The sequence below is a fragment of the Brevundimonas sp. 374 genome (assembly GCF_900102995.1).
Classification (GTDB): Bacteria; Pseudomonadota; Alphaproteobacteria; order Caulobacterales; family Caulobacteraceae; genus Brevundimonas; species Brevundimonas vesicularis_C.
In genome coordinates, this window is the sequence record NZ_FNKT01000001.1 from 927,549 (window position 1) to 953,408 (window position 25,860).

29 protein-coding genes are annotated in these 25,860 nt (G+C 65.8%); 18 read left to right on the plus strand and 11 right to left on the minus strand.

What is annotated here, in order from left to right; translation table 11 throughout:
- Complete coding sequence (queF, locus tag BLR19_RS04565; protein WP_066554928.1) at positions 1-462, minus strand: preQ(1) synthase; 462 nt, start codon at positions 460-462, stop codon at positions 1-3.
- Between the two features lie 98 nt (positions 463-560).
- Here queF and BLR19_RS04570 point away from each other — a divergent pair, with 98 nt between their 5' ends.
- The 6 genes from BLR19_RS04570 (at position 561) to BLR19_RS04595 (ending at position 3,830) form a co-directional block, all read left to right on the plus strand.
- Complete coding sequence (locus BLR19_RS04570) at positions 561-971, plus strand: endonuclease domain-containing protein (protein ID WP_255366434.1); 411 nt, start codon at positions 561-563, stop codon at positions 969-971.
- 270 nt (positions 972-1,241) lie between these two features.
- Positions 1,242-2,174, plus strand: coding sequence for an NAD(P)H-dependent flavin oxidoreductase (locus BLR19_RS04575; protein ID WP_091747684.1), 933 nt, complete (start codon positions 1,242-1,244; stop codon positions 2,172-2,174).
- 38 nt (positions 2,175-2,212) lie between these two features.
- Entirely contained in the window at positions 2,213-2,914 is a 702-nt protein-coding gene (locus tag BLR19_RS04580) for a TorF family putative porin (protein WP_091747687.1), read from the plus strand.
- A 176-nt stretch (positions 2,915-3,090) separates the two neighbouring features.
- Positions 3,091-3,303, plus strand: a complete 213-nt coding sequence (locus tag BLR19_RS04585; protein ID WP_008260450.1) for a cold-shock protein — start codon at positions 3,091-3,093, stop codon at positions 3,301-3,303.
- A 51-nt stretch (positions 3,304-3,354) separates the two neighbouring features.
- Positions 3,355-3,549, plus strand: a complete 195-nt coding sequence (locus BLR19_RS04590) for a S1 domain-containing protein (protein WP_055754798.1) — start codon at positions 3,355-3,357, stop codon at positions 3,547-3,549.
- Between the two features lie 23 nt (positions 3,550-3,572).
- Positions 3,573-3,830: a hypothetical protein gene (locus BLR19_RS04595; protein ID WP_091747690.1), complete on the plus strand. Its 258-nt coding sequence runs from the start codon at positions 3,573-3,575 to the stop codon at positions 3,828-3,830.
- A gap of 2 nt (positions 3,831-3,832) precedes the next feature.
- Here the strand turns inward: BLR19_RS04595 and BLR19_RS04600 are convergent, their stop codons facing one another.
- Both BLR19_RS04600 and BLR19_RS04605 read right to left on the minus strand, forming a co-directional pair.
- On the minus strand, positions 3,833-4,996 hold the full coding sequence (locus BLR19_RS04600; RefSeq protein ID WP_091747694.1) for a cystathionine gamma-synthase: 1,164 nt from the start codon (positions 4,994-4,996) through the stop codon (positions 3,833-3,835).
- A gap of 4 nt (positions 4,997-5,000) precedes the next feature.
- Complete coding sequence (locus BLR19_RS04605; RefSeq protein ID WP_218119314.1) at positions 5,001-6,401, minus strand: pyridoxal-phosphate dependent enzyme; 1,401 nt, start codon at positions 6,399-6,401, stop codon at positions 5,001-5,003.
- Between the two features lie 118 nt (positions 6,402-6,519).
- Between BLR19_RS04605 and rnr the strand changes: the two genes are divergently transcribed.
- The 3 genes from rnr to BLR19_RS04620 are packed head-to-tail and all read left to right on the plus strand — an operon-like array spanning position 6,520 to position 9,957.
- Positions 6,520-8,844, plus strand: a complete 2,325-nt coding sequence (rnr, locus tag BLR19_RS04610) for a ribonuclease R (RefSeq protein WP_091747700.1) — start codon at positions 6,520-6,522, stop codon at positions 8,842-8,844.
- Entirely contained in the window at positions 8,841-9,542 is a 702-nt protein-coding gene (locus BLR19_RS04615; protein WP_091747702.1) for an NUDIX hydrolase, read from the plus strand. Before rnr ends, BLR19_RS04615 begins: the two co-directional genes overlap by 4 nt.
- A 1-nt stretch (position 9,543) precedes the next feature.
- Positions 9,544-9,957 carry a DUF5990 family protein gene (locus BLR19_RS04620; protein ID WP_091747705.1) on the plus strand — a complete coding sequence of 138 codons (414 nt, stop codon included), beginning with the start codon at positions 9,544-9,546 and terminating at the stop codon, positions 9,955-9,957.
- 2 nt (positions 9,958-9,959) lie between these two features.
- Here the strand turns inward: BLR19_RS04620 and BLR19_RS04625 are convergent, their stop codons facing one another.
- On the minus strand, positions 9,960-10,526 hold the full coding sequence (locus tag BLR19_RS04625) for a hypothetical protein (protein WP_091747708.1): 567 nt from the start codon (positions 10,524-10,526) through the stop codon (positions 9,960-9,962).
- Positions 10,527-10,652: 126 nt separating this feature from the next.
- Here BLR19_RS04625 and rpmG point away from each other — a divergent pair, with 126 nt between their 5' ends.
- Entirely contained in the window at positions 10,653-10,820 is a 168-nt protein-coding gene (gene rpmG / locus BLR19_RS04630; protein WP_003164451.1) for a 50S ribosomal protein L33, read from the plus strand.
- Between the two features lie 75 nt (positions 10,821-10,895).
- Here rpmG and BLR19_RS04635 read toward each other — a convergent pair whose 3' ends face one another.
- A complete protein-coding gene (locus BLR19_RS04635; protein ID WP_045810078.1) occupies positions 10,896-12,257 on the minus strand; it encodes a PleD family two-component system response regulator in 1,362 nt (453 codons plus the stop codon).
- On the minus strand, positions 12,254-12,619 hold the full coding sequence (locus BLR19_RS04640; protein WP_176758297.1) for a response regulator: 366 nt from the start codon (positions 12,617-12,619) through the stop codon (positions 12,254-12,256). Before BLR19_RS04640 ends, BLR19_RS04635 begins: the two co-directional genes overlap by 4 nt.
- Positions 12,620-12,725: 106 nt before the next feature.
- Between BLR19_RS04640 and BLR19_RS04645 the strand changes: the two genes are divergently transcribed.
- Genes BLR19_RS04645 through BLR19_RS04655 form a run of 3 tightly spaced genes read left to right on the plus strand, consistent with a single transcriptional unit; the run spans position 12,726 to position 16,075 of the window.
- Entirely contained in the window at positions 12,726-13,994 is a 1,269-nt protein-coding gene (locus BLR19_RS04645) for a DNA polymerase IV (RefSeq protein ID WP_091747715.1), read from the plus strand.
- An 8-nt stretch (positions 13,995-14,002) separates the two neighbouring features.
- Positions 14,003-15,298, plus strand: a complete 1,296-nt coding sequence (gene pncB / locus BLR19_RS04650; protein ID WP_091747718.1) for a nicotinate phosphoribosyltransferase — start codon at positions 14,003-14,005, stop codon at positions 15,296-15,298.
- Between the two features lie 36 nt (positions 15,299-15,334).
- Complete coding sequence (locus BLR19_RS04655) at positions 15,335-16,075, plus strand: polysaccharide deacetylase family protein (protein WP_091747721.1); 741 nt, start codon at positions 15,335-15,337, stop codon at positions 16,073-16,075.
- Positions 16,076-16,079: 4 nt separating this feature from the next.
- Here BLR19_RS04655 and BLR19_RS04660 read toward each other — a convergent pair whose 3' ends face one another.
- Complete coding sequence (locus tag BLR19_RS04660; protein ID WP_091747726.1) at positions 16,080-16,976, minus strand: hypothetical protein; 897 nt, start codon at positions 16,974-16,976, stop codon at positions 16,080-16,082.
- 105 nt (positions 16,977-17,081) lie between these two features.
- On the opposite strand from BLR19_RS04660, the gene BLR19_RS04665 reads away from it, so the two are divergent.
- Together BLR19_RS04665 and BLR19_RS04670 are read left to right on the plus strand one after the other, a co-directional pair.
- Entirely contained in the window at positions 17,082-17,540 is a 459-nt protein-coding gene (locus BLR19_RS04665; RefSeq protein WP_091747729.1) for a RidA family protein, read from the plus strand.
- Positions 17,537-18,682 (plus strand): GNAT family N-acetyltransferase, encoded by a 1,146-nt coding sequence (locus tag BLR19_RS04670; RefSeq protein ID WP_091747732.1) that lies wholly within the window; start codon positions 17,537-17,539, stop codon positions 18,680-18,682. The genes BLR19_RS04665 and BLR19_RS04670 overlap by 4 nt, the downstream gene beginning before the upstream one ends.
- A gap of 52 nt (positions 18,683-18,734) precedes the next feature.
- On the opposite strand, the gene clpA is transcribed toward BLR19_RS04670, so the two are convergent.
- Together clpA and clpS are read right to left on the minus strand one after the other, a co-directional pair.
- Positions 18,735-21,035, minus strand: coding sequence for an ATP-dependent Clp protease ATP-binding subunit ClpA (gene clpA / locus BLR19_RS04675; RefSeq protein WP_091747736.1), 2,301 nt, complete (start codon positions 21,033-21,035; stop codon positions 18,735-18,737).
- A gap of 13 nt (positions 21,036-21,048) precedes the next feature.
- Positions 21,049-21,378, minus strand: a complete 330-nt coding sequence (gene clpS, locus BLR19_RS04680) for an ATP-dependent Clp protease adapter ClpS (RefSeq protein WP_091747739.1) — start codon at positions 21,376-21,378, stop codon at positions 21,049-21,051.
- 171 nt (positions 21,379-21,549) lie between these two features.
- Here clpS and BLR19_RS04685 point away from each other — a divergent pair, with 171 nt between their 5' ends.
- Positions 21,550-22,023 (plus strand): nuclear transport factor 2 family protein, encoded by a 474-nt coding sequence (locus tag BLR19_RS04685; RefSeq protein ID WP_091747742.1) that lies wholly within the window; start codon positions 21,550-21,552, stop codon positions 22,021-22,023.
- A 61-nt stretch (positions 22,024-22,084) separates the two neighbouring features.
- Here the strand turns inward: BLR19_RS04685 and BLR19_RS04690 are convergent, their stop codons facing one another.
- The gene (locus BLR19_RS04690) at positions 22,085-22,576 is read right to left on the minus strand and encodes a phasin family protein (protein WP_082465129.1); all 492 of its coding nucleotides are present in this window, start codon (positions 22,574-22,576) and stop codon (positions 22,085-22,087) included.
- A 275-nt stretch (positions 22,577-22,851) separates the two neighbouring features.
- Between BLR19_RS04690 and BLR19_RS04695 the strand changes: the two genes are divergently transcribed.
- Together BLR19_RS04695 and BLR19_RS04700 are read left to right on the plus strand one after the other, a co-directional pair.
- Positions 22,852-24,342 carry a serine hydrolase gene (locus tag BLR19_RS04695; protein ID WP_091747745.1) on the plus strand — a complete coding sequence of 497 codons (1,491 nt, stop codon included), beginning with the start codon at positions 22,852-22,854 and terminating at the stop codon, positions 24,340-24,342.
- A 61-nt stretch (positions 24,343-24,403) separates the two neighbouring features.
- Positions 24,404-25,468, plus strand: a complete 1,065-nt coding sequence (locus BLR19_RS04700; RefSeq protein ID WP_091747747.1) for a PA0069 family radical SAM protein — start codon at positions 24,404-24,406, stop codon at positions 25,466-25,468.
- Here the strand turns inward: BLR19_RS04700 and BLR19_RS04705 are convergent.
- Entirely contained in the window at positions 25,465-25,860 is a 396-nt protein-coding gene (locus BLR19_RS04705) for a hypothetical protein (protein ID WP_255366439.1), read from the minus strand. The genes BLR19_RS04700 and BLR19_RS04705 overlap by 4 nt on opposite strands.

Genomic DNA, 25,860 nt, shown 5'->3' on the forward strand with positions numbered 1-25,860 from the left:
CTATCCCCGCCCGCGATAGGTCGGCACGCCTTGGTCCGGCAGCCACAGCCCTTCGGGCGGCGCACCGGTCTGCCAGAAGACGTCGATCGGGATGCCGCCGCGAGGATACCAGTATCCGCCGATCCTCAGCCATTTGGGTTCCAGCAAGTCCGCCAGCCGCCGCCCGATGGCGACGGTGCAGTCCTCGTGGAAGGCGCCGTGATTGCGGAAACTGGTCAGATACAGCTTCAGGCTCTTGGACTCGACCAGCCAGTCGCCCGGCGCATAGTCGATGACGATGTGCGCGAAATCCGGCTGGCCCGTCACCGGGCACAGGCTGGTGAACTCCGGCGCCGTGAACCGGGCCAGATACAGCGTATCCGCATGCGGGTTCGGCACCCGCTCCAGCACCGCCGTCTCGGGACTGGTCGGAGCGGCGGTCTGGGCGCCGAGCTGGCTGAGGTTGTCGGTGTAGTGTGTCATGCCGGGCATTTAGGCGCTTGCCGCTCAGATGAAAATCCTCCCCCATCGGGGGAGGGGGACCGCGAAGCGGTGCAGGGGGCCGGCCGCGTATGCGGTCCATGACGCAAATGACCTATGCACCTAAGAAAACCGTCGCCCGCGCCCGCGACCTGCGCCGCACGATGACCCTGCCGGAAGTCCTCCTGTGGCAGCACATCAGAGGGCGCCGGCTCGACGGCATTCGCTTTCGCCGCCAGCACCCCATCGGTCCGTACATTCTGGACTTCTATTGCGAGGACGCCCGCCTCGCGGTCGAGGTGGACGGCGAAAGCCATTCCCGAGCTGAGGCGGTGGAGCACGACAAACGGCGGACAGAATGGCTCAACGCACGCGGTATTTCCGTCCTTCGTATCCCGGCGCGGGATGTGTTGAGCGAACTGGCTGCCGTGGTGGACCATATTTATCGGCAGGTGCGCGATCAGCCCCCTCCACCGCTTCGCGGTCCCCCTCCCCCGGTGGGGGAGGATTGAGACGGACCAGCCATCCTAATCCCGGACGGCTTCCCTCGCCCTTTCAACGCCTTCGCAGCGACCAGCGTCAATCGACCGACCCTACGCCCGAACCGTCGTATGATGGCCGGTTTTCACCCGCCGCCAGCCCCTGCCCGCTGTCACCCCGCTTACGACCCGAGATTAGACGAATTAGACTCATTTTTTCGCGCCACCGTCTGAAATCCCCCCGATTGCCTTCCCCGGCGACAGCCCGCTAAGCGTAGCGAAAGAAAACCAAAGGAGACGTCCGTGGCCATTCCCGCTTCGCTGCAAAAAGGTCTGATCCTGCCGATCATTTCGGCGCCGATGTTCCTGGTGTCCGGACCGGATCTGGTGGTCGAGGCCTGCAATGCGGGCGTGATCGGCACCTTCCCGTCGCTGAACCAGCGCACGACCGAGGGCTATCGCGACTGGATTCATGAAATCAAAGGCCGGCTGAAGCCCGAGGCCGCGGCTTTCGGTGTCAACCACATCGTCCACCCGACCAACCCCCGGCTGATGGCCGACATGATGGTGTCGGTCGAGGAGAAGGTGCCGCTGATCATCACCTCCCTGGGCGCCGTGCGCGACGTGGTCGACGCGGTCCATGGCTACGGCGGTCAGGTCTTCCATGACATCGCCAACATTCGCCATGCGCGAAAGGCGGCCGAGGCGGGCGTCGACGGTCTGATCCTGGTCGCCAACGGCGCGGGCGGCCATGCGGGCATCATCAACCCCTTCGCCCTGGTCAATGAGGTTCGTAGCTTCTTCAAGGGGACCATCATCCTGTCGGGCGCGCTTTCGACGGGTCAGGACGTGGCGGCCGCCCTGATGCTGGGCGCGGACTTCGCCTATATGGGCACGCGCTTCATCAACACGACCGAGGCCATGGCCGCCGACGCCTACAAGCAGATGGTCATCGACAGCGGCGCGACCGACATCGTCCACACGCCCGCCGTGTCCGGCATCCCCGCCAACTTCATGAGCAAGTCGCTGATCGAGAACGGCATCGATCCGAAGACCCTGCCCGAGCACAAGCTGGACATGGGCGACGAGGCCAAGGCCTGGAAGACCGTCTGGTCCGCCGGCCAGGGCGCGGGCGCCATCCACGACGTCCTGCCGACCGCCGAACTGTTCGCGCGCCTGCGACAAGAGTTCGCTCAGGCCACGGAGGAATTCGCCATCAAGGCCGGAGCACGCTAAAGGCGGCGCCAATCCGCACCTCGCGCGTTGGAGCCCCCATGATCCGCACGACCATCCTCGCCGCCCTGTCCGTTTCCGCGCTCGCCGTCGCCCTGCCGGCCGCCGCTCAGTCGGCGCCTGCCGCGCGCGACGCCTGGTCCTTCGAACTGGGCGCGGGCACGGACAACCGCTCCAAGGATGCGTCCAAGTCCGGCAACGACGGCTACGCCTTCGGCTCGGCGACCTGGGAAAGCACTGACGGCCTGTTCTACGTCGGCCCCGGCTTCCAGACGATCCAGGCCGGCGGCTCCAACGTCGAGGCCGAGTTCGTGGTCGGCTATCAGCCCGAGGCCTTCGGCTATCGGTTCGACTTCAACGTCGCCTACAAGAACCGCCTCGACGCCGAAGCCGGCTATGATCAGGACGCCTGGGAGATCACCGGCAACGCCAGCCGCTCGATCGGCCCGGCCAGCGCGCGACTGCAGGTCCAGTATTCGCCCGACGCCGCCGGCTCGACCGACAGCTTCACCTGGATCGAGGGCCGCCTGGGCTGGGACTTCACGCCCCAGCTGAACGGCACGGTCGCCGTCGGTCGCCGCGAACAGAACGGCGCGCCCGACTACACCGGCTGGAACGCCGGCGTGACCTACGCCCTCACCGACGCCCTGGAACTGGACCTGCGCTACTACGACACCGACGCCCACACCTTCGGCGAACAATATGAGGACGCCCTGGTCGCCAAGGTCGCCTACGCCTTCTGATCGCCAGACCCTTGCGTAACGGTTGTCGGGCGCCCATCTAGGTCTGGTCGATCTCTCTGCGTAACGCCGCTGCTCCCTTTGCATCACGCACCGAGGTCCAAAAGCCGATCCCATTCAGACCCGACAGGCCGACCAGGGATCCCTCCCTGCGGTCAACGCCAGACGGAGGTCTCCAAATGGCTACCGGCACTGTAAAATGGTACAACCCCACCAAAGGCTACGGCTTCATCGCGCCCGATGACGGCGGCAAGGACGTCTTCGTCCACGCCTCGGCCGTCGAAACCTCGAGCGTCGGCTCGCTGAACGAAGGCCAGAAGATTTCCTACGAAATCGAGCGCGATTCGCGCTCCGGCAAAGAGTCCGCCGGTCGCCTTACGGCGGCGGAGTAGGACACGCACCACGCGTCCAACACGAACGAGCCGGCCCCGACCAGGGCCGGCGTGATCGCCTTCGACGGCGAGGTCATCAAACTGATGCCGCTCGGCGGCCGTCGCGTTCGCCTGGACAACGGCCACCTGATCACAGTCCTGCCTTCGCTGGGCGCCCAGACGGGCGTCTCGCTGCTGGGCGACCGCGTGACGGTGGAAATCGCCTTCAATCAGCTGAAGGGCTGGCGCCTGTCGCGCCAGCCCTGAGGCTTCTGCATACGGATGCCGACATGACCCCGCTCGCCGACATGATCCCCGCGATGACCGACGCCGACCTGACGACGCTGCGCGCCAACGCCGCCCGCCTGGTCGAACACGGCGCCTCGACCCAGGTCATGGCCGCCAGCGATATCATCCCGGTCATCGACACCGAAATAGCTCGCCGCGCGGCCCTGCCCAAGCCCGCAAAGGCCCCGGTCAAGCGCGCCGCCCCCAAGAAGAAGCTGCCGCCGGTCACCGGCCACCAGACAGCCCTTCCCTCCAGCTGAGATCAGCCCAGGGCCTGATCCAGATCCGCGATCAGGTCCTCGACATTCTCGACCCCGACCGACAGCCGGATCAGGTTGTCAGTCACGCCGCCCGCCTCGCGAACCTCTTTGGGCACGCTGGCGTGGGTCATGATGGCCGGGTGGTTCACCAGGCTTTCGACCCCACCTAGCGACTCGGCCAGGGTGAAGACCTGAACCCGCTCCAGCACCCGCTTGGTGCGCTCCAGATCGCCGTCCAGTATCACCGTCACCATGCCGCCAAAACCGCCGCTCATCTGGCGCGCGGCCAGCTCATGCTGCGGGTGGGCGATCAGGCCGGGATAGATGACCTTGGCGATCCCCGCGCGCGCCTCGAGCCAGCGCGCGATGGTCAGCGCATTCTCGCAGTGCGCCTTCATCCTCAGCGCCAGAGTCTTCAGTCCCCGGTTGGCCAGGAAGGCGTCGAACGGCCCCATGATACCGCCGACCGAGTTCTGCAGGAACTTGATCCGCGTCGCCAACTCGGCGTCGGCCGTCACCAGCACCCCGCCGATGATGTCCGAATGGCCGTTCAGGTATTTGGTCGCCGAGTGCATCACCACGTCCGCCCCCAGGCCCAGCGGCTGCTGGCAGAACGGGGTGGCGAAGGTGTTGTCCACCACCAGCAGCAACCCATGGGCCTTGGCCACCATCGACAGGGCGGCGATATCAGCCAGCTTCATCAGGGGATTGGTGGGCGTCTCGACCCACAGCATCTTCGTCTTGGGCGTGATCGCCGCCTCGACCGCCGCGATGTCGCTCAGGTCCACATAGGCGAAGTCCAGCCCCATGGTTCGCCGACGCACCCGCTCGAACAGCCTCCAAGAGCCGCCATACAGGTCGTCGCCCGTGACGATGTGATCGCCCGCATCCAGCAACTCCAGCGCCGTCGAGGTCGCCGCCATGCCCGAGCCGAAGCCGAACCCGTGCGTGCCGCCCTCCAGATCCGCGATACAGGCCTCGAACGCCTCGCGCGTCGGATTCTTGCCCCGCGCATACTCATAACCCTTGTTCACGCCCGGACTTTCCTGGGCGTAGGTCGAGGTGGCGTAGATCGGCGTCATCACTGCACCCGTCGTCGGGTCAGGATGCTGGCCGGCATGGATGGCGCGGGTCGAAAAGCCCTGGCTGTTCTTCTTGTCGCTCATGGACTTACCGGTTCAGGCTGAGGTGGTTGATCAGGTCGGTGCGGGTGATCAGGCCGACAAACCGCTCGCCGTCCAGCACGATGGCCACGCGGTCGCGGTCGAAGACAGGGATTAGGGCGTCCAGCGGCTCATTGACCTGAAGCGTGTCCAGATCGCGGGTCATGGCCGAGGCCACCGGCTTGGCGAACCGTTCCTTTCGCGTGATCTCGTCGGTGTTCATGATGCGGATCAGGTCGCTTTCGTCCAGAATCCCGACAAGCCGGCCGTCTTCGATGATCGGCAGTTGCGAGACGTCGGCGCCCTTCATCCGCTTGAAGGCGGTGTCCAAGGTGTCGCCCGGCCCGGCGACGACGACATCGCCCTTCTCGTATTTGCGGTTGATCAGGTCCGACAGGTCGCCATGCAGCTCGCGCTCGCCCAGGCCCTGATCCGCCAGCCAGGCGTCGTTGTAGACCTTGGACAGGTACTTGGCCCCGGTGTCGCAGACGAAGGTCACGCAGGTCTTCGCTTCCGTCTGCTCGCGGCACCAGCGCAGCGCCGAGGCGATCAGGGTGCCGGACGAAGAGCCGGCCAGGATGCCTTCCTTCAGCAGCAGCTCGCGCGCCGTGGCGATCGCCTCGGCGTCGGGGATCGAATAGGCCTTGTCGATCAGGCTCATGTCCGCCGTGTCGGGCACGAAGTTCTGACCGATTCCCTCCACGGTGTAGCTGCCTTCCGGTCCCGGCACGCCGTCGTTGACGATGCCGGCCAGGGTCGAGCCGACCGGATCGGCCAGGATGATCTGGGCCTTCGAGCCCACGCTCTTCAGAAACTGCGCCGTGCCGGTGATCGTGCCGCCCGAGCCGATGCCGGCGACGAAGGCGTCGATCTGACCGCCCGTCTGCTCCCAGATTTCGGGGCCCGTCGTCTTCACATGGGCCTCGGCGTTGGCGGCGTTGGCGAACTGATTGACGTAGAAGCCGCCGGGAATGCCCTGGGCCAGACGCTCGGCCATGTCGGTGTAGTATTCCGGGTGGCCGTGCGGCACGTCCGAACGCGTCAGACGAACATCGGCGCCCATCGCCCTGAGATGCTGGATCTTTTCCTTGGACATCTTGTCCGGGATGACCAGAAGCACCTTATATCCCCTGGCCCGACCGACCAGCGTCAGCGCCAGGCCGGTGTTGCCCGCCGTCGCCTCCACGATGGTGCCGCCTTCCTTCAGGAAGCCTTCGCGCTCGGCGGCGTCCAGCATCGAGATGGCGATCCGGTCCTTGATCGAACCGCCGGGGTTCTGGGACTCAAGCTTCAGCAGCAGGCGGCACGGGCCGGTGTCGATCTTCGTCACCTCCACCATCGGCGTCTTGCCGATCAGATCCAGCGGCGACGAGACGGTCGCGCTCAGGGCGGGGGCGGTCAGGGACATCGAAAACTCCATTCGGGGCGGGCGGAAGCTGAAGCCCCGCCTTCACATGGTCAACTCACGCAAGATTTGACCCCTCAAGATTTACTCAAGGGCGCGGTTCCGCGCTACGAAAGACATAATGACCAAATCATCCAAGAGGCCGCCCGCCGGTCTCCCCGACAAAGACACCCTCGTCGCCTTTCTGCGCGAGGCCGGATCGGCCGAGAAGACCGACATCGCGCGCTATTTCGGGCTGAAAGGCGGTGACCGCCGGGCCCTGCGCGAAATGATCCGCGAACTGGAAGCCGAAGGGCGCCTGGGCAAGCGCGGTCGCAAGGGCTTTTCCGAAGCCGGCGCCCTGCCCCCCGTCGGCGTCGCCGATGTGATCGAACGCGATGGAGATGGCGAACTGTATGTGCGCCTGGTCGAGGCCAGTCCCGACGCCCCAAGCGCCATTCTGATGCCCGACAAGTCCAAGGCCGCCCCTGGCCTGGGCGACCGCGTGCTGGTGAAGTTCCAGCGCGGCGCGGAGGGTTGGGAAGCCCGGCTGATCAAGAAGCTGGACGTGGGGACCAATCGCGTCCTGGGCGTGATCCGCAAGTCAGCGCGCGAAGCCCGTGTCGAGCCGGTCGATCGCCGCTCCAAGGACGTGCTGCTGGTGCCACAGGCCCAATCCGGCGACCTTCGCGACGGCGACCTAGTCCTGGCCGCCATCGAAAAGGGCGAGCAGCGCTATGGTCCCAAGCGCGGCAAGATCCTGGAGCACATCGGCAAGGAGGATGATCCCCGCGCCGCCTCCCTGATCGCTATCCATGCCCACGGCGTCCCGACCGGCTTCTCCGAAGCGGTCGAACGCGAGGCCGAGGATCAGGCCCTGCCGACTCTGAAGGGGCGCGAAGACCTGCGCGAGGTCCCCTTCATCACCATCGACCCCGCCGATGCGCGCGACCACGACGACGCCGTCTATGCGGCGCGCGACGAGGATCCGAAGAATGAAGGCGGCTGGATCGTCTGGGTCGCCATCGCCGACGTCGCCGCCTACGTCCGCCCCGGCAGCCAGCTGGACCGCGAGGCGCGCGACAAGGGCAACTCGACCTATTTCCCCGATCGCGTCGAGCCGATGCTGCCGGAAGTGCTGTCGAACGGTCTGTGCAGCCTGAAGGAGGGCGAGAACCGCGCCTGTCTCGCCGTGCGGATGGTCTTCGACAAGGACGGACGAAAGACCGGCCACCGGTTCGTGCGCGGCCTGATGCGGTCGCACGCCAGGCTCAGCTACGAGCAGGCGCAGGCCGCCATTGATGGGCAAACTGACGACACGACCGGCCCGATCATGGAGGCGATCCTCTATCCGCTGTGGAACGCCTATCACGCCATGCTGAAGGGCCGGCTGAAGCGCAGCCCGCTGCAGATCGAATCGGCTGAACGCCGCATCCGCATGGCGCCCGCCAATGAACAAGGAGGGGGCGGCATCGCCTCCATCGAAAAGCGCGCTTCGCTGGAGGCGCACCGGCTGATCGAAGAGATGATGATCCAGGCCAACGTCTGCGCCGCCGAAACGCTGGAGCAGAAGAAGACGCCGCTGATCTACCGCGTCCACGATACGCCCAGCCAGGAGAAGATCTTCAACCTGGCCGACTTCCTGTCGACCATCGGCAAGCCTTGGAACAAGGGCGAGCCCGGCACGACCAAGCGGTTCAACAAGCTGCTGGACGAAACGCGCGACACCGAACACGCCGATGTCGTCAACGAGGTGGTCCTGCGCAGCCAGATGCAGGCGATCTACTCTCCTGAGAACATCGGCCACTTCGGCCTGAACCTGGATCGCTACGCCCACTTCACCTCGCCGATTCGGCGTTATTCCGACCTGATCGTCCACCGCGGCCTGATCCGGGCGCTGAATCTGGGCAAGGACGGACTGACCGACCGCGAGATCGCCGAACTGCCGGCCATCGCCGAGGGCGTGACCATGACCGAGCGCAGGTCGATGGCCGCCGAGCGCGACGCCATGGATCGCTACATCGCCGCCTATCTGGAAGAGCACGTCGGCGCGACCTTCGCCGGGCGGATCACCGGCGTGACGCGGTTCGGCCTGTTCATTCGTCTGGAGGATACGGGCGCGGACGGCCTGGTGCCTGTCTCGACGCTCGGCAGCGAATATTTCACCCATGACGATCGCGCCCACGCCCTGGTCGGCGAACGCACCGGCAAACGCTTCACTCTCGGGCGAATTGTCGAGGTCAAGCTGCGCGAAGCCACGCCCGTCACCGGCGGTCTGGTGTTCGAAATGCTCAGCGAGCCCGAACCTCGCGATCCCAACGCTCCGGCCCCACGCTACGGCATGCGGGGAAGAGGCGGCGACGGCCCGCCCATGCGTGGCAAAAACCGTCCCGGCGGCCCCAAGCCCCGCAACGGCTCCAAACCCTCCGGCGGCCTGAAGGGTGTGAGGAAGGGCAGGCGCAAGTGACCCCTTTCGACGCCGCTCAGGATCTGGCCGACGCCCCGCGTGTCGGCGGGGCTCAGCGGCCGAAGGATGCGGCGACGCTGATCCTGACGCGTGGCGGCGATCGGCCCGAGGTGCTGATGGGGCGGCGCGCGCCTGGCCATGTGTTCATGGCGTCGAAGTGGGTGTTTCCGGGTGGGCGGATCGATCGCAGCGACTTCAACGCCGCCGCGACGGATGAGTTGTCGGGCGAGGTTGCGCGGCGACTGGAAGGCGAATTGCCCGCTCGCCGTGCGCGCGCCCTGGCCCTGACGGCGGTGCGCGAGACGTTCGAGGAGACAGGGCTCATTCTGGGGCGGCCGGCGCCCCCCGCCTCCGTCGCCGGCCCGTGGCGCGAGTATCGCCAGGCCGGCGCGCTGCCCGATCTGTCGGTCCTGTCCTATGTCGCGCGCGCCATTACGCCGCCGGGCCGGACCCGCCGGTTCGACGCCCGCTTCTTCATGGCCCCGGCCGATGCCCTGCTGAGCCCGGAGCCGACCGCGGGGTCGGGCGAATTGGACGAGATCGCCTGGCTGCCGTTGGACGAGGCGCGCGCACTGGACCTGCCGGCCATCACCCGTTTCGTGCTGGGGGAGTTGGCCGAGCGGCTGGAACACCCGAACCGCCCCCTGCCCTTCGTTCGGATGGTGCGGGGTCGGCACACGGTCGAGCACAGGGACTGACATGGCCGGAACGACGATCACCCTGCGCCTGACGATCGCCGATCCGGTCGCGGGCGTCGCCTACAGCCTGCAGAACAAGGCGAACATGCCGGTCGAGCCGCGCATCGCCGCCGACGGTCCGATCAGCTTCGACGCGCCCGTCACCGTGTCCGAGGATGGCCGCCTGACCGGCCCCTTCGTGCGGCGCGAGGGCGCAACGCGGCGGTTCGTCTATATTGCGATCGGCACGTCAGCAGGCCAGCACGCCAGCGAATGGAGCCGACGCGCCAAAATCGACGTCCACGACATTCCCGCCGATCTGCTGGCCCAGGCGCGCCAGGGCGTGGTGCTGGAAGTCGTCCTGCCCGGCCGCACCAAGGACGGCGGCCCCGCCTGCGCCACCGTGCGGCCGATCCAGGCCTGGCGCGCAGTCTGACCCTAGTCGGCCATCGGCTTGGTCAGGTCGAACTCCACGCGGAAATGCCGGTTGGGACGACGCAGTTCGTAGGCGAACACTCGGTCGGGATGAACCTCCATCGCCCAAACATTGGTGGTCGAAACGGCCGCGTCGTTTTCGTTGAACAGGGCGATCGATTCGGCGTCGACCGGGAATTGCTGACGCTCGGCCGTGCCGGCTTTGACCGTGTCGCCGCCATACCAGTGCAGCACGTCGGTCGTGCCGTCCGCGTGTCGGTGATCGTGCTTCAGCCGAAGGCCCGTGTCGGTCTTGGTCACGACCCAGGTGCGCGAACGATCCGACCCCACGGCGAAGGGAATACGCACCTCATCCGGCGAACAGTCGCGGACATTCATGACCAGCCGCTCGCTGGCGAACCTGGCGTCGGCGGCGTCGGTGGTGACGACACGGCCTTCGAATCGTTGGCCACACAGGGCGTTCAACCGCGCAAGGAAATCGTCCTGGGACTGAGCCGGATCGGCCGTTGCGACGCCGACGCATGACAAGGACATCAGGGCCGCAGCGGCCAGCAGGGATGCGATTTTCATGCGGTCAGACTATATGTGCGTTCCGCCTCATCAACGTGGCATCGCGCCCGTTGACTTTGGGGCGATCCTGAGTATGTTCCGCGCCTCTTATTTTAAGCGGCTTTCGCCGTCGCAGAGGTAATTCCGATGGCCAAACCGGCTTCCATCAAGATCCGCCTGAACTCCACGGCCGACACCGGCTTCTTCTATGTCACCAAGAAGAACGCCCGCACCATGACCGAGAAAATGGTCGTCAAGAAGTACGACCCTGTCGTGCGCAAGCACGTCGAGTTCAAGGAAGGCAAAATCAAGTAAGTCCTTGATCCGCTGAGAATTGAGAACGCCCGGCTGGTCTCCAGCCGGGCGTTTTTCGTTGTCTGGACGCCCTCGTTACGCCGCCTTGGCGATGACCCGGTTTCGGCCGGCGGCCTTCGCCTCATAAACTCCCTCGTCGGCGCGCTTCAGCAAGCCCTCGGGCGTATCGCCGTCGCCGGTCGTGGCGGCCACGCCGATCGAGATGGTGATGGTGATCTGCTCCTTACCGCCCATGACGCGGAACGGCGCGGAGGCGACGTCGCGGCGAATCCGTTCGGCGACGCGGCCGGCGTCTTCCAGACTGGCGCCTGGCATGACTACCACGAACTCCTCGCCGCCCATGCGGCATGGCAGGTCCACGGCCCTGACATTGGTGGCCAGGCGCACGGCGAACTCCACCAGCACCTCATCGCCAGCGTCGTGGCCGAAGCTGTCGTTGACCGACTTGAAGTGGTCGATGTCCAGAACCAGCACGGCCACCTGGGCCCCGCCCTGGGCCGCACGACCTACCAGCGCCTGCAACTGGCCGGTCATGTAGCGCCGGTTATGCAGGCCGGTCAGCGCGTCGGTGACGGCCATTTCCATGCTGCTGTCCAGCTTCTGGCGCAGGAAGTCGGTGTAGCGTTTGCGCCGGATCTGGGTGCGAACCCGCGCCGACAGTTCTTCGGTATCAACGGGGCGCGGCAGGATGTCGGCGGCGCCCAGTTCCAGCGCCTTGATCATGCGCGGCCGTTCGGTCGGCTCCACGATCGCCAGGATCGGCGCGCGGCGGGCATCGCCCGACTTGGCCTGGGCGACGATCCGAAGGCCGTCGAAGCTGGCGGCGGCGACGTTGACGATGATCAAATCCAGCGCGCCCTTGGCCGCGACCAACGCCGCCTCGGGATCGGTTTCGATTGTGACGCGATGTTCGCCGCCCAGTTCCTGGGCGATCTTCTCGGCCTGACGCTGGTCGTCATCGACGATTAGAACCCGCCCGCCCTCGCTGCGCAGCCGCGCGGCATTGTCCGAATCGACGCCCAGGCGACGGCCGCTTTCCTCGCGCTCGCGCAGTTCGTCCATGACATGCTTCAGCCGCGTCAGCGACTTGACGCGCGCGAACAGGATGACGTCGTCGATGGGCTTGGTCAGGAAGTCGTCGGCGCCGGCCTCAAGCCCCTTGATCCGATCCTCGCGCCCGTCCAGCGCCGTGACCAGCACGACGGGGATATGGCGCGTCTCGGCCTGGGCCTTCAGCCGTCGGCACGTCTCGAACCCGTCCATGCCGGGCATCATGACGTCGAGCAGGATCAGATCTGGCTGATGTTCGGCGGCGATGGCCAGGGCTGACAGGCCGTCGTTACAGGTCAGCACATCGTAATATTCGATGGTCAGCTTGGCTTCGAGCAGGCGGACGTTCACGTCCACATCGTCGACGACGAGGATACGGGCGCTCATCCGAGGTGCTGCCGGATGGTTTCGAGGAAATGCATGACCGAGATCGGCTTGGAGATATAGGCCTCGCAGCCGCCCTGACGGATCCGCTCCTCATCGCCCTTCATGGCGAAGGCGGTGACGGCGATGACGGGGATGTGGTTTAGCTCCTCGTCGTCCTTCAGCCATTTGGTGACTTCCAGGCCTGAGATTTCGGGCAACTGGATATCCATCAGGATCAGGTCGGGATGATGGGCGCGCGCCAGGGCGAGCGCCTGCATGCCCTCGCGGGTCTGCAGGGTCTCATAGCCCTGGGAATCGAGCAGATCATGAAAAAGCTTCATGTTCAGCTCGTTATCCTCGACGATGAGGACTTTCTTGGACATCATCACCTGACCTGCGCGCCCCTCGAACGCGGGACGCCTCGTTGGTCGCATTCGTAGGCGCCCAGTCTTAAGTTGGGGTGAAGCCAACCTTACGGAGACCTTAAGCGTGGCCATCAAGGCCATCTGTCGCGACTGCCTGTGGACCGGCGAAGATCCCGCCGGGCCGCGCGAGAACCGCTGTCCGGCGTGCGGATCGCGGCGCGTGGTCGTAGACGCCGAACTGGACCAGTTGTCGATCGCGCACATGGACTGCGACGCCTTCTACGCCTCGGTGGAGAAGCGGGATCGGCCCGAACTGCGCGACAAGCCTGTGATCGTCGGCGGCGGAAAGCGTGGCGTGGTCTCCACCGCCTGCTATGTTGCGCGCCAGTATGGCGTTGGCTCTGCCATGCCCATGTTCAAGGCGCTGAAGGCCTGTCCCGAGGCCGTGGTGATCCGGCCGGACTTCACCAAATACGTCTTCGAATCGCAGCGCATTCTGGGGGCGTTGGGACAGCTGACGCCCTTGATCCAGCCGTTGTCGCTGGATGAGGCCTGGGTTGATCTGTCGGGCACAGAGCGGCTGAACGGCGGCCCGCCGGCGCTGCAGCTGATCCGCTTCCAGAAACAGATCGAGGAGGAAACCGGCCTGACCGTCTCCATCGGCCTGGCGCCCAACCGCTTCCTGGCCAAGATGGCGTCGGAGATGGACAAGCCGCGCGGTTTCTCCGTCGTCGGGGCCGCCAACGCCCAGGCCCTGCTGGCGCCGCGCGCCGTAACCGCCCTGCCCGGCGTCGGGCCTGTGTTCGGCAAGGCATTGCGCAGCGACGGCTATTCGACCATCGGCGATCTGGCGCGGGCCGACGTTCGCGATTTAGTCAAACGCTACGGCGAATCCGGTCTGCGCCTGCACGATCTGGCGCACGCCCGCGACGCCCGCGCCGTGAACCCTGAGCGCGACCGCAAGGGAATGAGCGCCGAAACCACCTTCAACGAAGACCTGACGTCGGCCGAAGCGCTGGAGGCCGAGCTGTGGCCCCTGTGCGAGAAACTGGCATCCAAGGCCCGGCGCGACGGCGTCGCCAGCCGGGTGCTGGTGCTCAAGCTGCGGCGCACCGACTTCAAGATCGTGACCCGCCGCGTCACCCTGCCCGACCCGGTGCAGACCGCGCGCGCCTTGTTCGCCGCGGGGCGCGATCTGCTGAAACCCGAGCTGGGCCGCCCCTATCGCCTGATCGGCATCGGCATGGCGGACGTGCAGGACGCCGAGGACGCGCCCGCCGGCCTGTTCCAGACCACCGAAACGCGCGCCTTGAAGACGGAGCGCGCCGTCGATGTGCTGCGCGAAAAGTTCGGCAAGGATGCGGTGGTGGCGGGCCGCGCGTTGAAGCCGTAGGACAAGACATGGATCTCGCCAAACGCGCTTATGACCATGGCTTTCGCCTGGACCCGATCGTCCGCAGCCTGCTGGACACGGACTTCTACAAGCTGCTGATGCTGCAGATGATCTGGCGCGAGCATCGCGACGTGCCGGTCGTTTTCCAGGTCATCAACCGCACCAAGACCGTGCGTCTGGCCGACGAGATCGATATCGACGCCCTGCGTGAGCAGCTGGATCACGCCCGCACCCTGCGCTTTACCAACAAGGAACTGGTCTGGCTGGCGGGCAACAGCTTCTATGGTGTGAAGCAGATCTTCTCGCCCGACTTCATCGCCTGGCTGACCGATTATCGCCTGCCGGACTACGACCTGTCAGTTCAGGACGGGCAGTATGTGCTGACCTTCTCGGGCGCCTGGGCCGAGGTGATGCTGTGGGAAATCCCGGCGCTGGCCATTCTGAACGAGCTGCGCTGCCGGGTCGGGATGCGGCGGCTGGGCCGGTTCGAACTGGACATCCTGTACTCGCGCGCCAAGACGCGGCTGTGGTCCAAGGTCGAGCGACTTCGCGCTCTGCCCGACCTCGCCTTATCGGATTTCGGCACGCGGCGGCGGCACGGCTTCCTGTGGCAACGCTGGTGCATTCAGGCGTTGAAGGAAGGGCTGGGCAAATCCTTCATCGGCACGTCCAACGTCCTGCACGCCATGGAGAACGACCTGGAAGCCATCGGCACCAACGGCCACGAACTGCCGATGGTTCTGGCGGCCCTGGCGCCAGACGACGCGGCGCTGGCCCAGGTGCCGTATGCGGTGCTGGACGAATGGCGCAGGCACTATGCGGGCAATCTGCTGATCGTCTTGCCCGACGCCTTCGGCACGGAGGCGTTTCTGGAGCAGGCGCCCGATTGGGTGGCGGACTGGACCGGGTTCCGTCCCGACTCGGCCCCGCCCATCCCGGCAGGCGACCGCCTGATCGACTGGTGGCGCGCGCATGGGCGAGACCCAAAGGAGAAACTGCTGATCTTCTCGGACGGGATGGACATCGACGGGATCGAGGCGACCCACGCCCATTTCCACGGTCGCGCGCGTCTCAGCTTCGGCTGGGGTACCAATCTGACCAATGATTTTCGCGACTGTTCGCCCGCCTTCGCGCCCGAGCTGGAGCCCATCTCTCTGGTCTGCAAGGTGGTCGAGGCGGGCGGACGCCCCGCCGTCAAACTGTCGGACAATCCGGCGAAAGCGGTCGGCGATCCCGCCGAGATCGAACGGTATCGCCGCGTCTTCGGCTTGCGCGGTCTGACCGCTCAACCCGTCACGGTCTGAAACCCGCCCTTAAGCCCGTCGTGCGACAAGGCGGGCATGAGCGCCTTTTTCGACAAGATGCGTCGCCGCGCCGGCCGCTATCTCGATATTCGTCCTGCCGACGTGCGACCTGCGCGCGGCGTCCTCAGCCTGTCGTTCGACGACATCCCGGCATCGGCTTGGACCGAGGCCGGACCGATCCTGGCTCAGCACGGAGTCAGGGCGACCTACTATGTCTGCGGCGGCCTGGCCGGCGGTCGCAATCTTGACCTGCCCCAGTTTGAGGTGGGGCACCTGCAAGCCCTCCATGAGGCCGGGCACGAAGTCGGTTGCCACACCTATGAACATGTCTCGACCCTGACCTTCTCGCCGGCGGAACTGGATGCCAGCCTGGCGCGCAACGCCGCCTGGGTGGCCGAGCGGCTGGACGGGTACGAAATGCAGACCTTCGCCTATCCCTTCGGCGATTGCGCCCTCGGATCGAAAGCCGTGATCGACAAACGCTTCCTGTGCGGGCGCGGCGTCCGCGACGGGATCAACGCCGGGCGTTCGGATCGCAACCTGCTGCAGGCCATCGGCCTGGAGAGCCGTCGCCTGCCCGGCTACGATCTGGAGGCGCTGGTTTCGGAGACGGCTTCATCCAAAGGCTGGCTGATCGCCTATGGCCACGACGTCAGCGACGCGCCGACGCCGTATGGTTGCCGTCCGGAGGATATCGATCGGTTGATCCGATTGGCCAAGGCGGCCGATCTGGACATCCAGCCGGTCGCGGCGGCGTGGCGGATGGCGACAGCCTGAGGGATCAGGCCGCCTTGCGTCGATCCGCCCAGGCGATCAGCTCCTTGCGAGGCCAGATCATCAGCCAGGACCGGGCGGTGTATTCGCCGCTGTCGATCAGCGCCTTCCTCGACGCCGACGCCGTGCCGGCGCGCTCGGTGTGAATCTCGCCCGGTCCTTGGTGGACCATGAAGGCCCCGCCCTTCAACGGGTTCAGGCGCAGGTGCGCCAGACGGGGGCTGATCTCTGTCAGGGGCGGATCGTAGAACCAGCTCGAGCCGATCATGCCCGCCAATTCAGGCCGTGCGCGGCACAACTCCGCCGCCGTGGCCCAGGCCTCGTTCCAGCCGTCCTCGTTGAAGCCGCGCAGCCAGCGGCTCTCGGTGTGCACCTCCAGCCAAGGCTCGCGCTTGGCGCCCGCCGCCAGATAGCGGAACAGCGATTTGACGCCCCAGCCGTCGCGGACGTGTTTGACGATCTGGCCCGGCCCGACCGGCGACGACAGGTCTATGACCTGGCTTTTGGCGCCCGGCACGCTGAGCGCCAGGGTGAAGCGCACGTCCTTGGACCAGTGGTCGAAAACGTACCCGTCCTCGGCCTTCTCCAGAAACCCCGCCAGTTGTTCGATCCAGTAGGGATAGAGGGCCATGACCTCGGCTGGCAGGTTCATCGCCGCCGCTCGGTCGGGCAGTTGCAGCGCCCAGGCGGCGACCAGGCCTCGACGCACATCATCGGATGCATCAGGGCCCAACAGCGCATTCACCGCCTTGGCGGGCATCTCGAAGTCCCAATGCGGCGCGGCCTCGGCGGCCTTTTGGGCGGCCGGGACCACGGCGGCGTCCACGCGCCCGCGGTCGTTGGGGGACAACCGTGCCAGCACGGCATGGAAGGCGGCGACGTCGGGGGTCAGGTGCGTATCCATGATCGCATCATGACACGGCGCGGTTGGCGAACCTTTAAAGCGCGCCGAACGGGTGACGCCGCCCTTGCCCCGCGCTAAACCGCGCCCAGATAAACAGGAGCCCCCATGAGCATCGAAGCCCGCATCGCCGAACTCGGCCTCACACTGCCGGAACCCGCCAAGCCGGTGGCCAGCTATGTCTCCTATGTCCGCTCGGGCAATCAGGTCACTATCTCGGGCCAGCTGTCGAACGACGCGAACGGCGGGATCAAGGGCACGGTCGGCGTGGACGTAACGCCGGAGCAGGCGTTGGAAGCCGCGCGTCTGTGCGGTTTGAACCTGATCGCCCAGATCAAGGCCGCCTGCGATGGTGATCTGGACCGGGTGGTCCGCATCGTGAAACTGGGCGGCTTCGTTCAGGCCGGCCCCGACTTCACCGCCATTCCCGCCGTGATCAACGGCTGCTCGAACATGATGGTCGAGGTCTTCGGCGACGCTGGCAAGCACGCCCGCTCGGCCGTCGGCGTGTACAAGCTGCCGCTCGGCTTCGCCGTAGAGATCGATGCGATCGTGGAGATCCGCTGATCTTTCAGATCTCGGTTCACGAAGGGATCGCCGACATCGGCCGAGAGGCCTGGGACGCGTGCGCGCTGCCCACCGGCGATCCCTTTGTCTCCTATGATTTCCTGCACGCGTGCGAGGCCTCGGGCAGCGCCGCGCCGCACCAGGGCTGGGCTCCACGCCACTTGGCCCTGAGGGGTGAAGACAACGCGGTGCTGGGCGTCATGCCCCTCTATCTGAAGGGCAACAGCCAGGGCGAATATGTCTTCGACCACAGCTGGGCCGACGCTTACGAACGGGCCGGCGGCCGGTATTATCCAAAGCTGCTGGGCGCCGTGCCCTTTACGCCCGCGACCGGCCCGCGCTTCCTGCATCATCCCGAGACCGACGCCGCGACCGTGCGTCAGGCCCTGATCCAGGGGGCGGTGACCTTGGTCGAACGGCTGGGCGTCTCCTCTCTGCACGTCAACTTCCCGACCGAGCCGGAATGGTCGGCCATGATCGAGGCGGACCTGCTGCCGCGCCAGGACATCCAGTTCATCTGGCGCAATAACGGCTACCGGACCTTCGACGATTTCCTGGCCGCCCTGTCGGCCAGCCGCCGCAAGACCATCAAGCGCGAGCGCCGCGACGCCCAGGCCGATCTGGATATCCGCGTCCTGACCGGCGCCGACATCACTGAGGCCCACTGGGACGCCTTCTTCGCCTTCTACATGGACACCGGCTCACGCAAGTGGGGCCGGCCCTATCTGACGCGCGACTTCTTCAGCCGCGTGGGCGCGACCATGGCCGACCGGATCGCCCTGGTCATGGCGTTTCGGGATGAGACGCCCATCGCCGGCGCCCTGAATTTCATCGGCCGAGACGCGCTTTACGGCCGTCAGTGGGGCACGCTGGAAGACGTGCCCTTCCTGCATTTCGAGCTTTGCTACTATCAGGCTATCGAATTCGCCATTTCGCGTGGCCTGTCCCGCGTCGAAGCCGGGGCCCAAGGCGACCACAAGATCGCGCGCGGCTACCTGCCCTCCCCCGTCTATTCCGCCCATTTCATCGCCGACCCCGCCCTGCGCGATCCCGTCGCCCGCTATCTGGACGGCGAACGCCCGGCTGTCGCAGCGCAGATGCGGGCGATGACCGAAGAACTGTCGCCCTACAAGCAGGCATAGAAAAAGGCCCGGCTGCTGCCAGCCGGGCCTTTCGCCATCACCATTTTAAGGATCAGGCCGTCTGTTCTTCCTCGGCCTTCGCGGGCGCGCTGGCGCTCGTGATGTCGAAGTCGATCTTGCCGTCCTTCAGCTGGACCCTGACGTGTCCGCCGCGCGTCAGGCGGCCGAACAGGATGTCGTCGGCCAGCGGCTTCTTGATCGAGTCCTGGATGACCCGCGCCAGCGGACGCGCGCCATACAGTTCGTCGAAGCCGTTCTTGGCCAGCCAGTCGGCGGCTTCGTCGGTCAGTTCGATGGTGATGTTGCGGTCCGCCAGCTGGGCTTCCAGCTGAAGGACGAACTTGGTCACCACCGAGCGGATCGTGTCGGCCTGCAACGGCTTGAAGGCCACGATGGCGTCCAGGCGATTGCGGAACTCCGGCGCGAACAGGCGCTGGATGGCCTTGTCATCCTCGCCCTCGACCTTGCCCCGGCCGAAGCCGATGGAGGCGCGGGCGTTGTCAGCGGCGCCGGCATTGGTGGTCATGATCAGGATGACGTTCCTGAAATCGACCTTCTTGCCGACCGCATCGGTCAGCATGCCGTTGTCCATCACCTGCAGCAGGATGTTGTAGACATCCGGGTGCGCCTTCTCGATCTCATCCAACAGCACGACAGCGTGCGGATGCTGATCGACGGCGTCGGTCAGAAGCCCGCCCTGGTCGTGGCCGACGTAGCCGGGAGGCGCGCCGATCAGACGGCTGACCGTGTGGCGCTCCATATATTCCGACATGTCGAAACGCTGCATCTCGATGCCCAATGTGGCGGCGAGCTGCTTGGCGACCTCGGTCTTGCCGACACCGGTCGGGCCGCTGAACAGGAAGCTGCCGATCGGCTTGTTCGGGTCGCGAAGACCCGCCCGCGCTAGCTTCATGGCCGCCGACACCTGTTCGATGGCCTGTTCCTGACCGAAGACGGCGCGCTTCAGGTCGGTTTCCAATTCGCGCAGGCTTTCGGTGTCGGACTTGGACACCGACTTGGCCGGAATGCGGGCCATCTTGGCGATGACGGCCTCGACTTCCTTCTGGCCGATGACCTTCTTCCTCTTGGATTCGGTCAGCAGCATCTGCGACGCCCCGGCCTCGTCGATTACGTCGATCGCCTTGTCCGGCAGTTTGCGGTCGGTCATGTAGCGCGCAGACAGCTCCACCGCCGTGCGGACGGCGCTGTCGGTGTAGCGGACTTTGTGGTGCTGCTCGTAGTAGGTCTTCAGGCCCTTCAGGATCTTCACCGTATCCTCGACCGTCGGCTCGTTGACGTCGATCTTCTGGAAGCGACGCACCAGGGCGCGGTCCTTCTCGAAGTGCTGGCGATATTCCTTGTAGGTCGTCGATCCCATGCAGCGCAGCGTGCCGGACGCAAGGGCCGGTTTCAGCAGGTTCGAGGCATCCATCGCCCCGCCCGAGGTCGCGCCCGCGCCGATCACCGTGTGGATCTCGTCGATGAAGAGCACGGCGTTGTCGTGGTTCTCCAATTCCTTGACCACCTGTTTCAGACGTTCCTCGAAGTCGCCGCGATAGCGGGTGCCGGCCAGCAATGCGCCCATATCGAGCGAGTAGATGGTGGCGTCCTTCAGGACGTCGGGCACCTCGCCGTTGACGATCTTGCGGGCCAGACCTTCGGCGATGGCGGTCTTGCCGACGCCGGGGTCGCCCACGAGAAGCGGGTTGTTCTTGGTCCGACGGCACAGGATCTGGATCGAGCGATCCACCTCGGCCTGACGACCGATCAGGGGATCGACCTTGCCCTGGCGCGACTTCTCGTTGAGGTCGACGCAATAGGCTTCCAGCGCCTCGCCGCCCTGTTTGACGGCGGAAGCATCCTCGGCCTCTTCGGGCGAAGCGCCCTTGGCCGGGCGCGCCTCGTTGGCGCCCGCCTTTTTGGCGATGCCGTGGGCGATGAAGTTGACCGCGTCGTAGCGCGTCATGTCCTGCTCTTGCAGGAAGTAGGCCGCGTGGCTCTCGCGCTCGGAGAAGATGGCGACCAGCACGTTGGCGCCGGACACTTCCTCGCGGCCGGACGACTGGACGTGGATCACCGCGCGCTGGATCACGCGCTGGAAGCCGGCGGTCGGCTTTGCGTCCTCACCGTCGCTGGTGGCCAGGGCGGCCAAGTCGTTGTCGACATAGAGGGTCAGCGCCGCTTTCAACGCCGACAGATCGACGTTGCAGGCCTGCATGACGCCAGTCGCGTCGGGATCGTCGATCAGCGCGAGCAGCAGGTGCTCAAGCGTCGCATACTCGTGCCTGCGCGCATTGGCGTATCCCACCGCGCGGTGCAGGGTTTCTTCGAGAGGACGGGAAAATGAAGGCATAGGGAGGCTCCTCTCAGTCCTTTTCCATCGTGCATTGCAAAGGGTGCTGGTGGCGGCGCGCCGTCTCGATGACCTGCGCGACCTTGGTCTCGGCGACTTCGTAGGTGAAGACGCCGCAGACGCCGACGCCATGCTGATGCACATGCAGCATGATGCGGGTGGCCTCTTCCCGGCTCTTCTGGAAGAATCGCTCCAGCACATAGACGACGAATTCCATCGGCGAATAATCGTCGTTCAGAATCAGCACTCGATAGAGCGAGGGCTTTTGCAGCTTCGGCTTTGTTTCGGTGACGACGGCGGTTCCTTCACCGCCGCCGGTCTCACCGGGCCTTTGTATGGGCATTCGTGTTCCGTAATCGGGGAGTCGTCTTGGCTCTCAGATAGGGAATGATGGCCTGAATTGAAGCGGCGTCCAGTCACGGCTTTCGTGAAGGGCGTCTGACAAAGATTTCACGTGATCACAGCAGGTCAACGGCTCAGGTTGAGCGCCTCAGTTGAACAGCTCCCGATCGCCATGCCCGCCGCCCTCGTCGCCGCCCTTTCGCTCGCCGCCTTCGCCCAGCCTACGCCGCTGGAAACCGCCGTCATGGCGGCCGACGCCAAACTGTTCGCTGTCTTCTTCGAGGGCTGCGACCCGGCCGGACTTCGGGCCATGCTGACCGACGATTTCGAGTTTTTCGACGACCGCGGCGGACGCGTGGCCACCGACGCCGACGGCTTTGTCGCGCAATACGCCGCGCGCTGTCAGGACCGCAGCGCGCCAGACGCTTGGCGGACCCGGCGCGAGGCCTTGCGGGACGGTCTGGCGGTCTATCCCATCAACAACTATGGCGCAGTCGAAACGGGCGAGCACGTCTTTTACGAGCGGCAGGGCGACGGTCCGGAACGGCGCCTCGGTCGCGCCCGCTTCACGCAGATGTGGAAACAGGAAGGGGCCGAGTGGAAGCTGGCGCGGGTCTTCAGCTACGACCATTCCGCCCTGCCCTGACAGCAAAAAGGCCCCGGAGCGAACTCCGGGGCCTTCTCGATTCTTCTGGCGGTTCGCGGGATTAGCGAGCGGCTTGGAAGGTTTCGACCGAGGCGGTGACGCGCTCGTTGATCGGCTTGATGCTGTCCTTGACCGTGGCGGTGACGATCTCGTTCGTCTTGGTCAGCTCGGCGACATAGCGCTCCATCGACTTCTTGGCCCAGGCGGTCTGGAGCTCGAAGAACTCCTGCACCGAACGGGCGGTCGACAGTTCCTTGGAGGCGGCGACGCCGTCTTCCCACGAAGACTTGGCGAAGCCCAGCGCCTGTTGCGACAGGGCCTCGGCGCCTTTCTGGGCGACGGTGACCGACTCGACCATGGCTTCCAGGGTCTTCTTGCTGTGCGCGTTCAACTCGGCCATCGAGGCCGTCGACTTGTCGATGCCTTCACGGAAGGCCTGGGTGCCAGCGGCTTGCATGGTTTCGGCTTGCGCCTTGACCTTGGCGGCAGCCGAAGTTGCGGCGGCGGTGGCTTGGTCGGCGGTTTTCTTCACGGTTTCAGCGGCGTCGGCCATGATCGTCTCTCCGGTAGAAGGCCCTTGGGGACGGGCCTGAGGGCGGAAATAATGACGCGAGAGGATCTCGCAGACGCGCAATATGCTGCACGTGCGAAGGTTTTTCAAGCGTTTTGTGCAATGCACAATATGATCGGCGATAACCTTGATCGGCCGGTCAAATTTGCGTTGACGCGCGGTTAACCACCACGAAACCCGCGCTTCCTATGCTAGCTGTTTGTTCGTGACGGCCGGGGGGCCTGTCGCACCCTGCTCACCGAGGGGTTGTCCCGCCCATGATTGCTTTTCTCCGCCGTGGCCTGTTCGCCGTCCTCGCGCTTTCGCTGGTTCTGGGCGCAAACGTCAGGCCGATCGAGGCCCAGACCGCCTACTCGGCCCAGGAGAACAGCCGCTACGCCGCCATCGTGATCGACGCCGCCACGGGCGAGGTCCTGTTCGCGCGCAACGCCGACAGCCGTCGCTATCCAGCGTCCTTGACCAAGATGATGACGCTGTATCTGACGTTCGAGGCGCTGTCTCAGGGCAAGGCCAATGTGAACGACGTGCTGACGATCTCGCCGCGCGCCGCGTCTCAGCCGCCATCGAAACTGGGCCTGGCTGCTGGCCAGACCATCACCCTGGACGACGCCATGCGCGCCACCGCCGTGCGGTCCGCCAACGACATGGCCTTGGCCATTGGCGAGCACATCGGCGGATCGGAAGCCCGCTTCACCAATATGATGACGCAGAAGGCCGCGCAGTTGGGCATGACCCAGACGCGCTACTACACCGCAAACGGCCTGCCGGACGCACGTCAGGTGACCTCCGCACGCGACCAGGCCATTCTGGCGCGCGCGATCATGCGCGATTTCCCTCAGTATTACAGCTATTTCGGTCTTCACGACTGGGCCTACAACGGCCGCAACTATCGCAACACCAACGGCCTGCTGCCGACCGGGCGCGGCTATGATGGAATGAAGACCGGCTACACTAACGCCTCGGGCTACAACCTCGCCGCCTCGGCCGTGCGTGACGGACGACGCCTGATCACCGTGGTCCTGGGCGGCCGTTCGACCGCCAGCCGCAACGCCCACGTCGCCGAACTCATGGACACCGGCTTCGAGGTCGAGCGCCGCCGCGCCCAGGGCGAGCGGATCCAGGTGGCCCAGACGTTCTTCGAGCAGCGCGGGTTCGGCGTCGGGTCAGCAATCGCCGATGCCCCGATCGCCTATGCGTCGGTCAATGACGACGAGGACGGCGTCGGCGCGGAATCCACCGCTGTCGCCTATACGGCCGCACCGGTGCCCGCCGCCCTGCCGACGCGTGTCGCCCCTGCCCCGTCGGAGCGCGCAGCCAGCCAGCGGGCCGCCGCAACCCTGCCGCCCATTGGTTCGGCGCCGGCCGCTTCTGCCGCTCCGCGTGCGCCCCGCAATGTCACCGCTTCGCTGAACGGCGCGCCGGCCAATGCTGCTGTCGCGCCGTCCACCACGCCCCGTCGCTCGGCGTCGTCTGCAACGCGGGAACCCGCCCGCGCCGCCGCCCGCACGCCGACCGGTCGCTGGGCGGTGCAGGTCGGCGCCTTCCGCGAAGAGAAGGTGGCGACCGACTGGCTGACCGAGGTCAACCGCCGCTTCCGCGATCAGTTCGCCACCGCCGAACGCAACGTCCAGACCGCCGGCGACTGGTATCGCTCGCGCTTCGTCGGCCTGACCGAAACCGGCGCAAAGTCCGCCTGCGAGGCGCTGGCCGCGCGTCGCGTGACCTGCATGGTCATCGCTCCAGACTGAACCAAAGCGGCGAGAACAAATGTTCTTGCTTTGTTCCAGTTGATGTCGCATCCTCCTTCCCATGGAAACCGCCAAGGGAAGAGGCGCGCGTTCGAATGCCAGCGGCCGCTACGAGCCTGAGCAGCATCAGTCGTTCGATGACGGTTGGACGCAAGACGACGCCGAGGCCGCGCCGCTACGCACCACCCTCACCCCTGAACACGCCCGCACCATCATCGCCCGGAACGATAGTCCGGACATCGGCTTCGACCGCTCCATCAACCCGTACAAAGGTTGCGAACATGGCTGCATCTACTGCTACGCCCGTCCGTCCCATGCCTGGATGGGCCTATCCCCGGGCCTGGATTTCGAGAGCCGGATCTTCTTCAAGCCCCAGGCCGCAAGTCTGCTGGAACAGGCGTTCCTCGCACCCCGATACCGATGCAAGCGCATCCACATAGGCGGCAACACCGACCCCTATCAGCCGGTCGAACGTGATCTGAAGTCGACGCGCTCGATCCTGGAGGTCATGCAAAGATTCAGACATCCGTTCAGCATCATCACCAAGTCGGTGTTGATCGCGCGCGATGCCGACATTCTGGGCCCGATGGGCAAGGCGGGACTGGCCTCGGCCTTCGTCTCCATCACCACACTGGATCGTGGTCTGGCGCGGGCGATGGAGCCCCGAGCCTCCACCCCCGCCAAAAGGCTGGAGGCGATCAGCCGCCTCGCGGACGCCGGTTGTCCGGCCGGGGTCGGTTTCGCCCCCGTCATTCCCGGTCTGAACGACCATGAACTGGAGGCGATCCTGGAGGCCGCCGCCAAGGCCGGGGCCACGCGGGCCATGTATGTCACCCTGCGTCTGCCGCTTGAGATCAAGGATCTGTTTCGGGAATGGCTGGCCGACGCCCGCCCGGATCGCGCCGCCCGTGTCATGTCCCTGATCCGCCAAACACGTGGGGGTAAGGATTATGACGCCGACTGGTCCCAGCGGATGAAGGGAACCGGGCCTGTCGCCGAACTAATCGGAACGCGGTTCAAGGCCGCCGTCAAACGCTACGGCCTCGACACGCCGCACCGCCTGCTGGACGAAACCCAGTTCCGCGTCCCGGCCGACGCCCGGCCTCAGCTGGAGTTGTTCGGCTAGTCGTCCGCCGCGGAAGGGTCGATGGCGCGTGTGACCAGATCGCGCCAGGTGGGGTCGGTGTCATCGACCAGATCGACGTCCTCCATCAGGGCCACCGCGCCCTCCCCGTCCGGCAGGATCAGACCCAGGATTTCCATCTCCTCGCCATCGGCGCCGAGGTGGCTTTCGGCCTGAACGGCCACCGCCGCCTGTTCACCGTCCTCTTCCCACCAGATGACCGGCTGGGGCAGGTCCATGGCGATGGGATGCGGATCGTCGGTTTCGCCCAAGGCGAAGACGGCACGTCGCGCCTGAACGTCGTCCAGCGTCGCCACGGCGCCAGTGAACGGTGTCAGCCGCATCCAGTCGTCGGCGTCGAAACCGCCGCCGTCCTCTTCGTTCGTGTCGTCCAA

Excerpts from the sequence above, each read along its gene's own strand:
- queF (WP_066554928.1), bottom strand. The coding sequence starts at position 462 with ATGACACACTACACCGACAACCTCAGCCAGCTCGGCGCCCAGACCGCC.
- BLR19_RS04570 (WP_255366434.1), top strand. The coding sequence starts at position 561 with ATGACGCAAATGACCTATGCACCTAAGAAAACCGTCGCCCGCGCCCGC.
- BLR19_RS04580 (WP_091747687.1), top strand. The coding sequence starts at position 2,213 with ATGATCCGCACGACCATCCTCGCCGCCCTGTCCGTTTCCGCGCTCGCC.
- BLR19_RS04585 (WP_008260450.1), top strand. The coding sequence starts at position 3,091 with ATGGCTACCGGCACTGTAAAATGGTACAACCCCACCAAAGGCTACGGC.
- BLR19_RS04595 (WP_091747690.1), top strand. The coding sequence starts at position 3,573 with ATGACCCCGCTCGCCGACATGATCCCCGCGATGACCGACGCCGACCTG.
- BLR19_RS04600 (WP_091747694.1), bottom strand. The coding sequence starts at position 4,996 with ATGAGCGACAAGAAGAACAGCCAGGGCTTTTCGACCCGCGCCATCCAT.
- BLR19_RS04605 (WP_218119314.1), bottom strand. The coding sequence starts at position 6,401 with ATGTCCCTGACCGCCCCCGCCCTGAGCGCGACCGTCTCGTCGCCGCTG.
- rnr (WP_091747700.1), top strand. The coding sequence starts at position 6,520 with ATGACCAAATCATCCAAGAGGCCGCCCGCCGGTCTCCCCGACAAAGAC.
- BLR19_RS04620 (WP_091747705.1), top strand. The coding sequence starts at position 9,544 with ATGGCCGGAACGACGATCACCCTGCGCCTGACGATCGCCGATCCGGTC.
- BLR19_RS04625 (WP_091747708.1), bottom strand. The coding sequence starts at position 10,526 with ATGAAAATCGCATCCCTGCTGGCCGCTGCGGCCCTGATGTCCTTGTCA.
- rpmG (WP_003164451.1), top strand. The coding sequence starts at position 10,653 with ATGGCCAAACCGGCTTCCATCAAGATCCGCCTGAACTCCACGGCCGAC.
- BLR19_RS04635 (WP_045810078.1), bottom strand. The coding sequence starts at position 12,257 with ATGAGCGCCCGTATCCTCGTCGTCGACGATGTGGACGTGAACGTCCGC.
- BLR19_RS04640 (WP_176758297.1), bottom strand. The coding sequence starts at position 12,619 with ATGTCCAAGAAAGTCCTCATCGTCGAGGATAACGAGCTGAACATGAAG.
- pncB (WP_091747718.1), top strand. The coding sequence starts at position 14,003 with ATGGATCTCGCCAAACGCGCTTATGACCATGGCTTTCGCCTGGACCCG.
- BLR19_RS04655 (WP_091747721.1), top strand. The coding sequence starts at position 15,335 with ATGAGCGCCTTTTTCGACAAGATGCGTCGCCGCGCCGGCCGCTATCTC.
- BLR19_RS04660 (WP_091747726.1), bottom strand. The coding sequence starts at position 16,976 with ATGGATACGCACCTGACCCCCGACGTCGCCGCCTTCCATGCCGTGCTG.
- BLR19_RS04665 (WP_091747729.1), top strand. The coding sequence starts at position 17,082 with ATGAGCATCGAAGCCCGCATCGCCGAACTCGGCCTCACACTGCCGGAA.
- clpA (WP_091747736.1), bottom strand. The coding sequence starts at position 21,035 with ATGCCTTCATTTTCCCGTCCTCTCGAAGAAACCCTGCACCGCGCGGTG.
- clpS (WP_091747739.1), bottom strand. The coding sequence starts at position 21,378 with ATGCCCATACAAAGGCCCGGTGAGACCGGCGGCGGTGAAGGAACCGCC.
- BLR19_RS04685 (WP_091747742.1), top strand. The coding sequence starts at position 21,550 with ATGCCCGCCGCCCTCGTCGCCGCCCTTTCGCTCGCCGCCTTCGCCCAG.
- BLR19_RS04690 (WP_082465129.1), bottom strand. The coding sequence starts at position 22,576 with ATGGCCGACGCCGCTGAAACCGTGAAGAAAACCGCCGACCAAGCCACC.
- BLR19_RS04695 (WP_091747745.1), top strand. The coding sequence starts at position 22,852 with ATGATTGCTTTTCTCCGCCGTGGCCTGTTCGCCGTCCTCGCGCTTTCG.
- BLR19_RS04700 (WP_091747747.1), top strand. The coding sequence starts at position 24,404 with ATGGAAACCGCCAAGGGAAGAGGCGCGCGTTCGAATGCCAGCGGCCGC.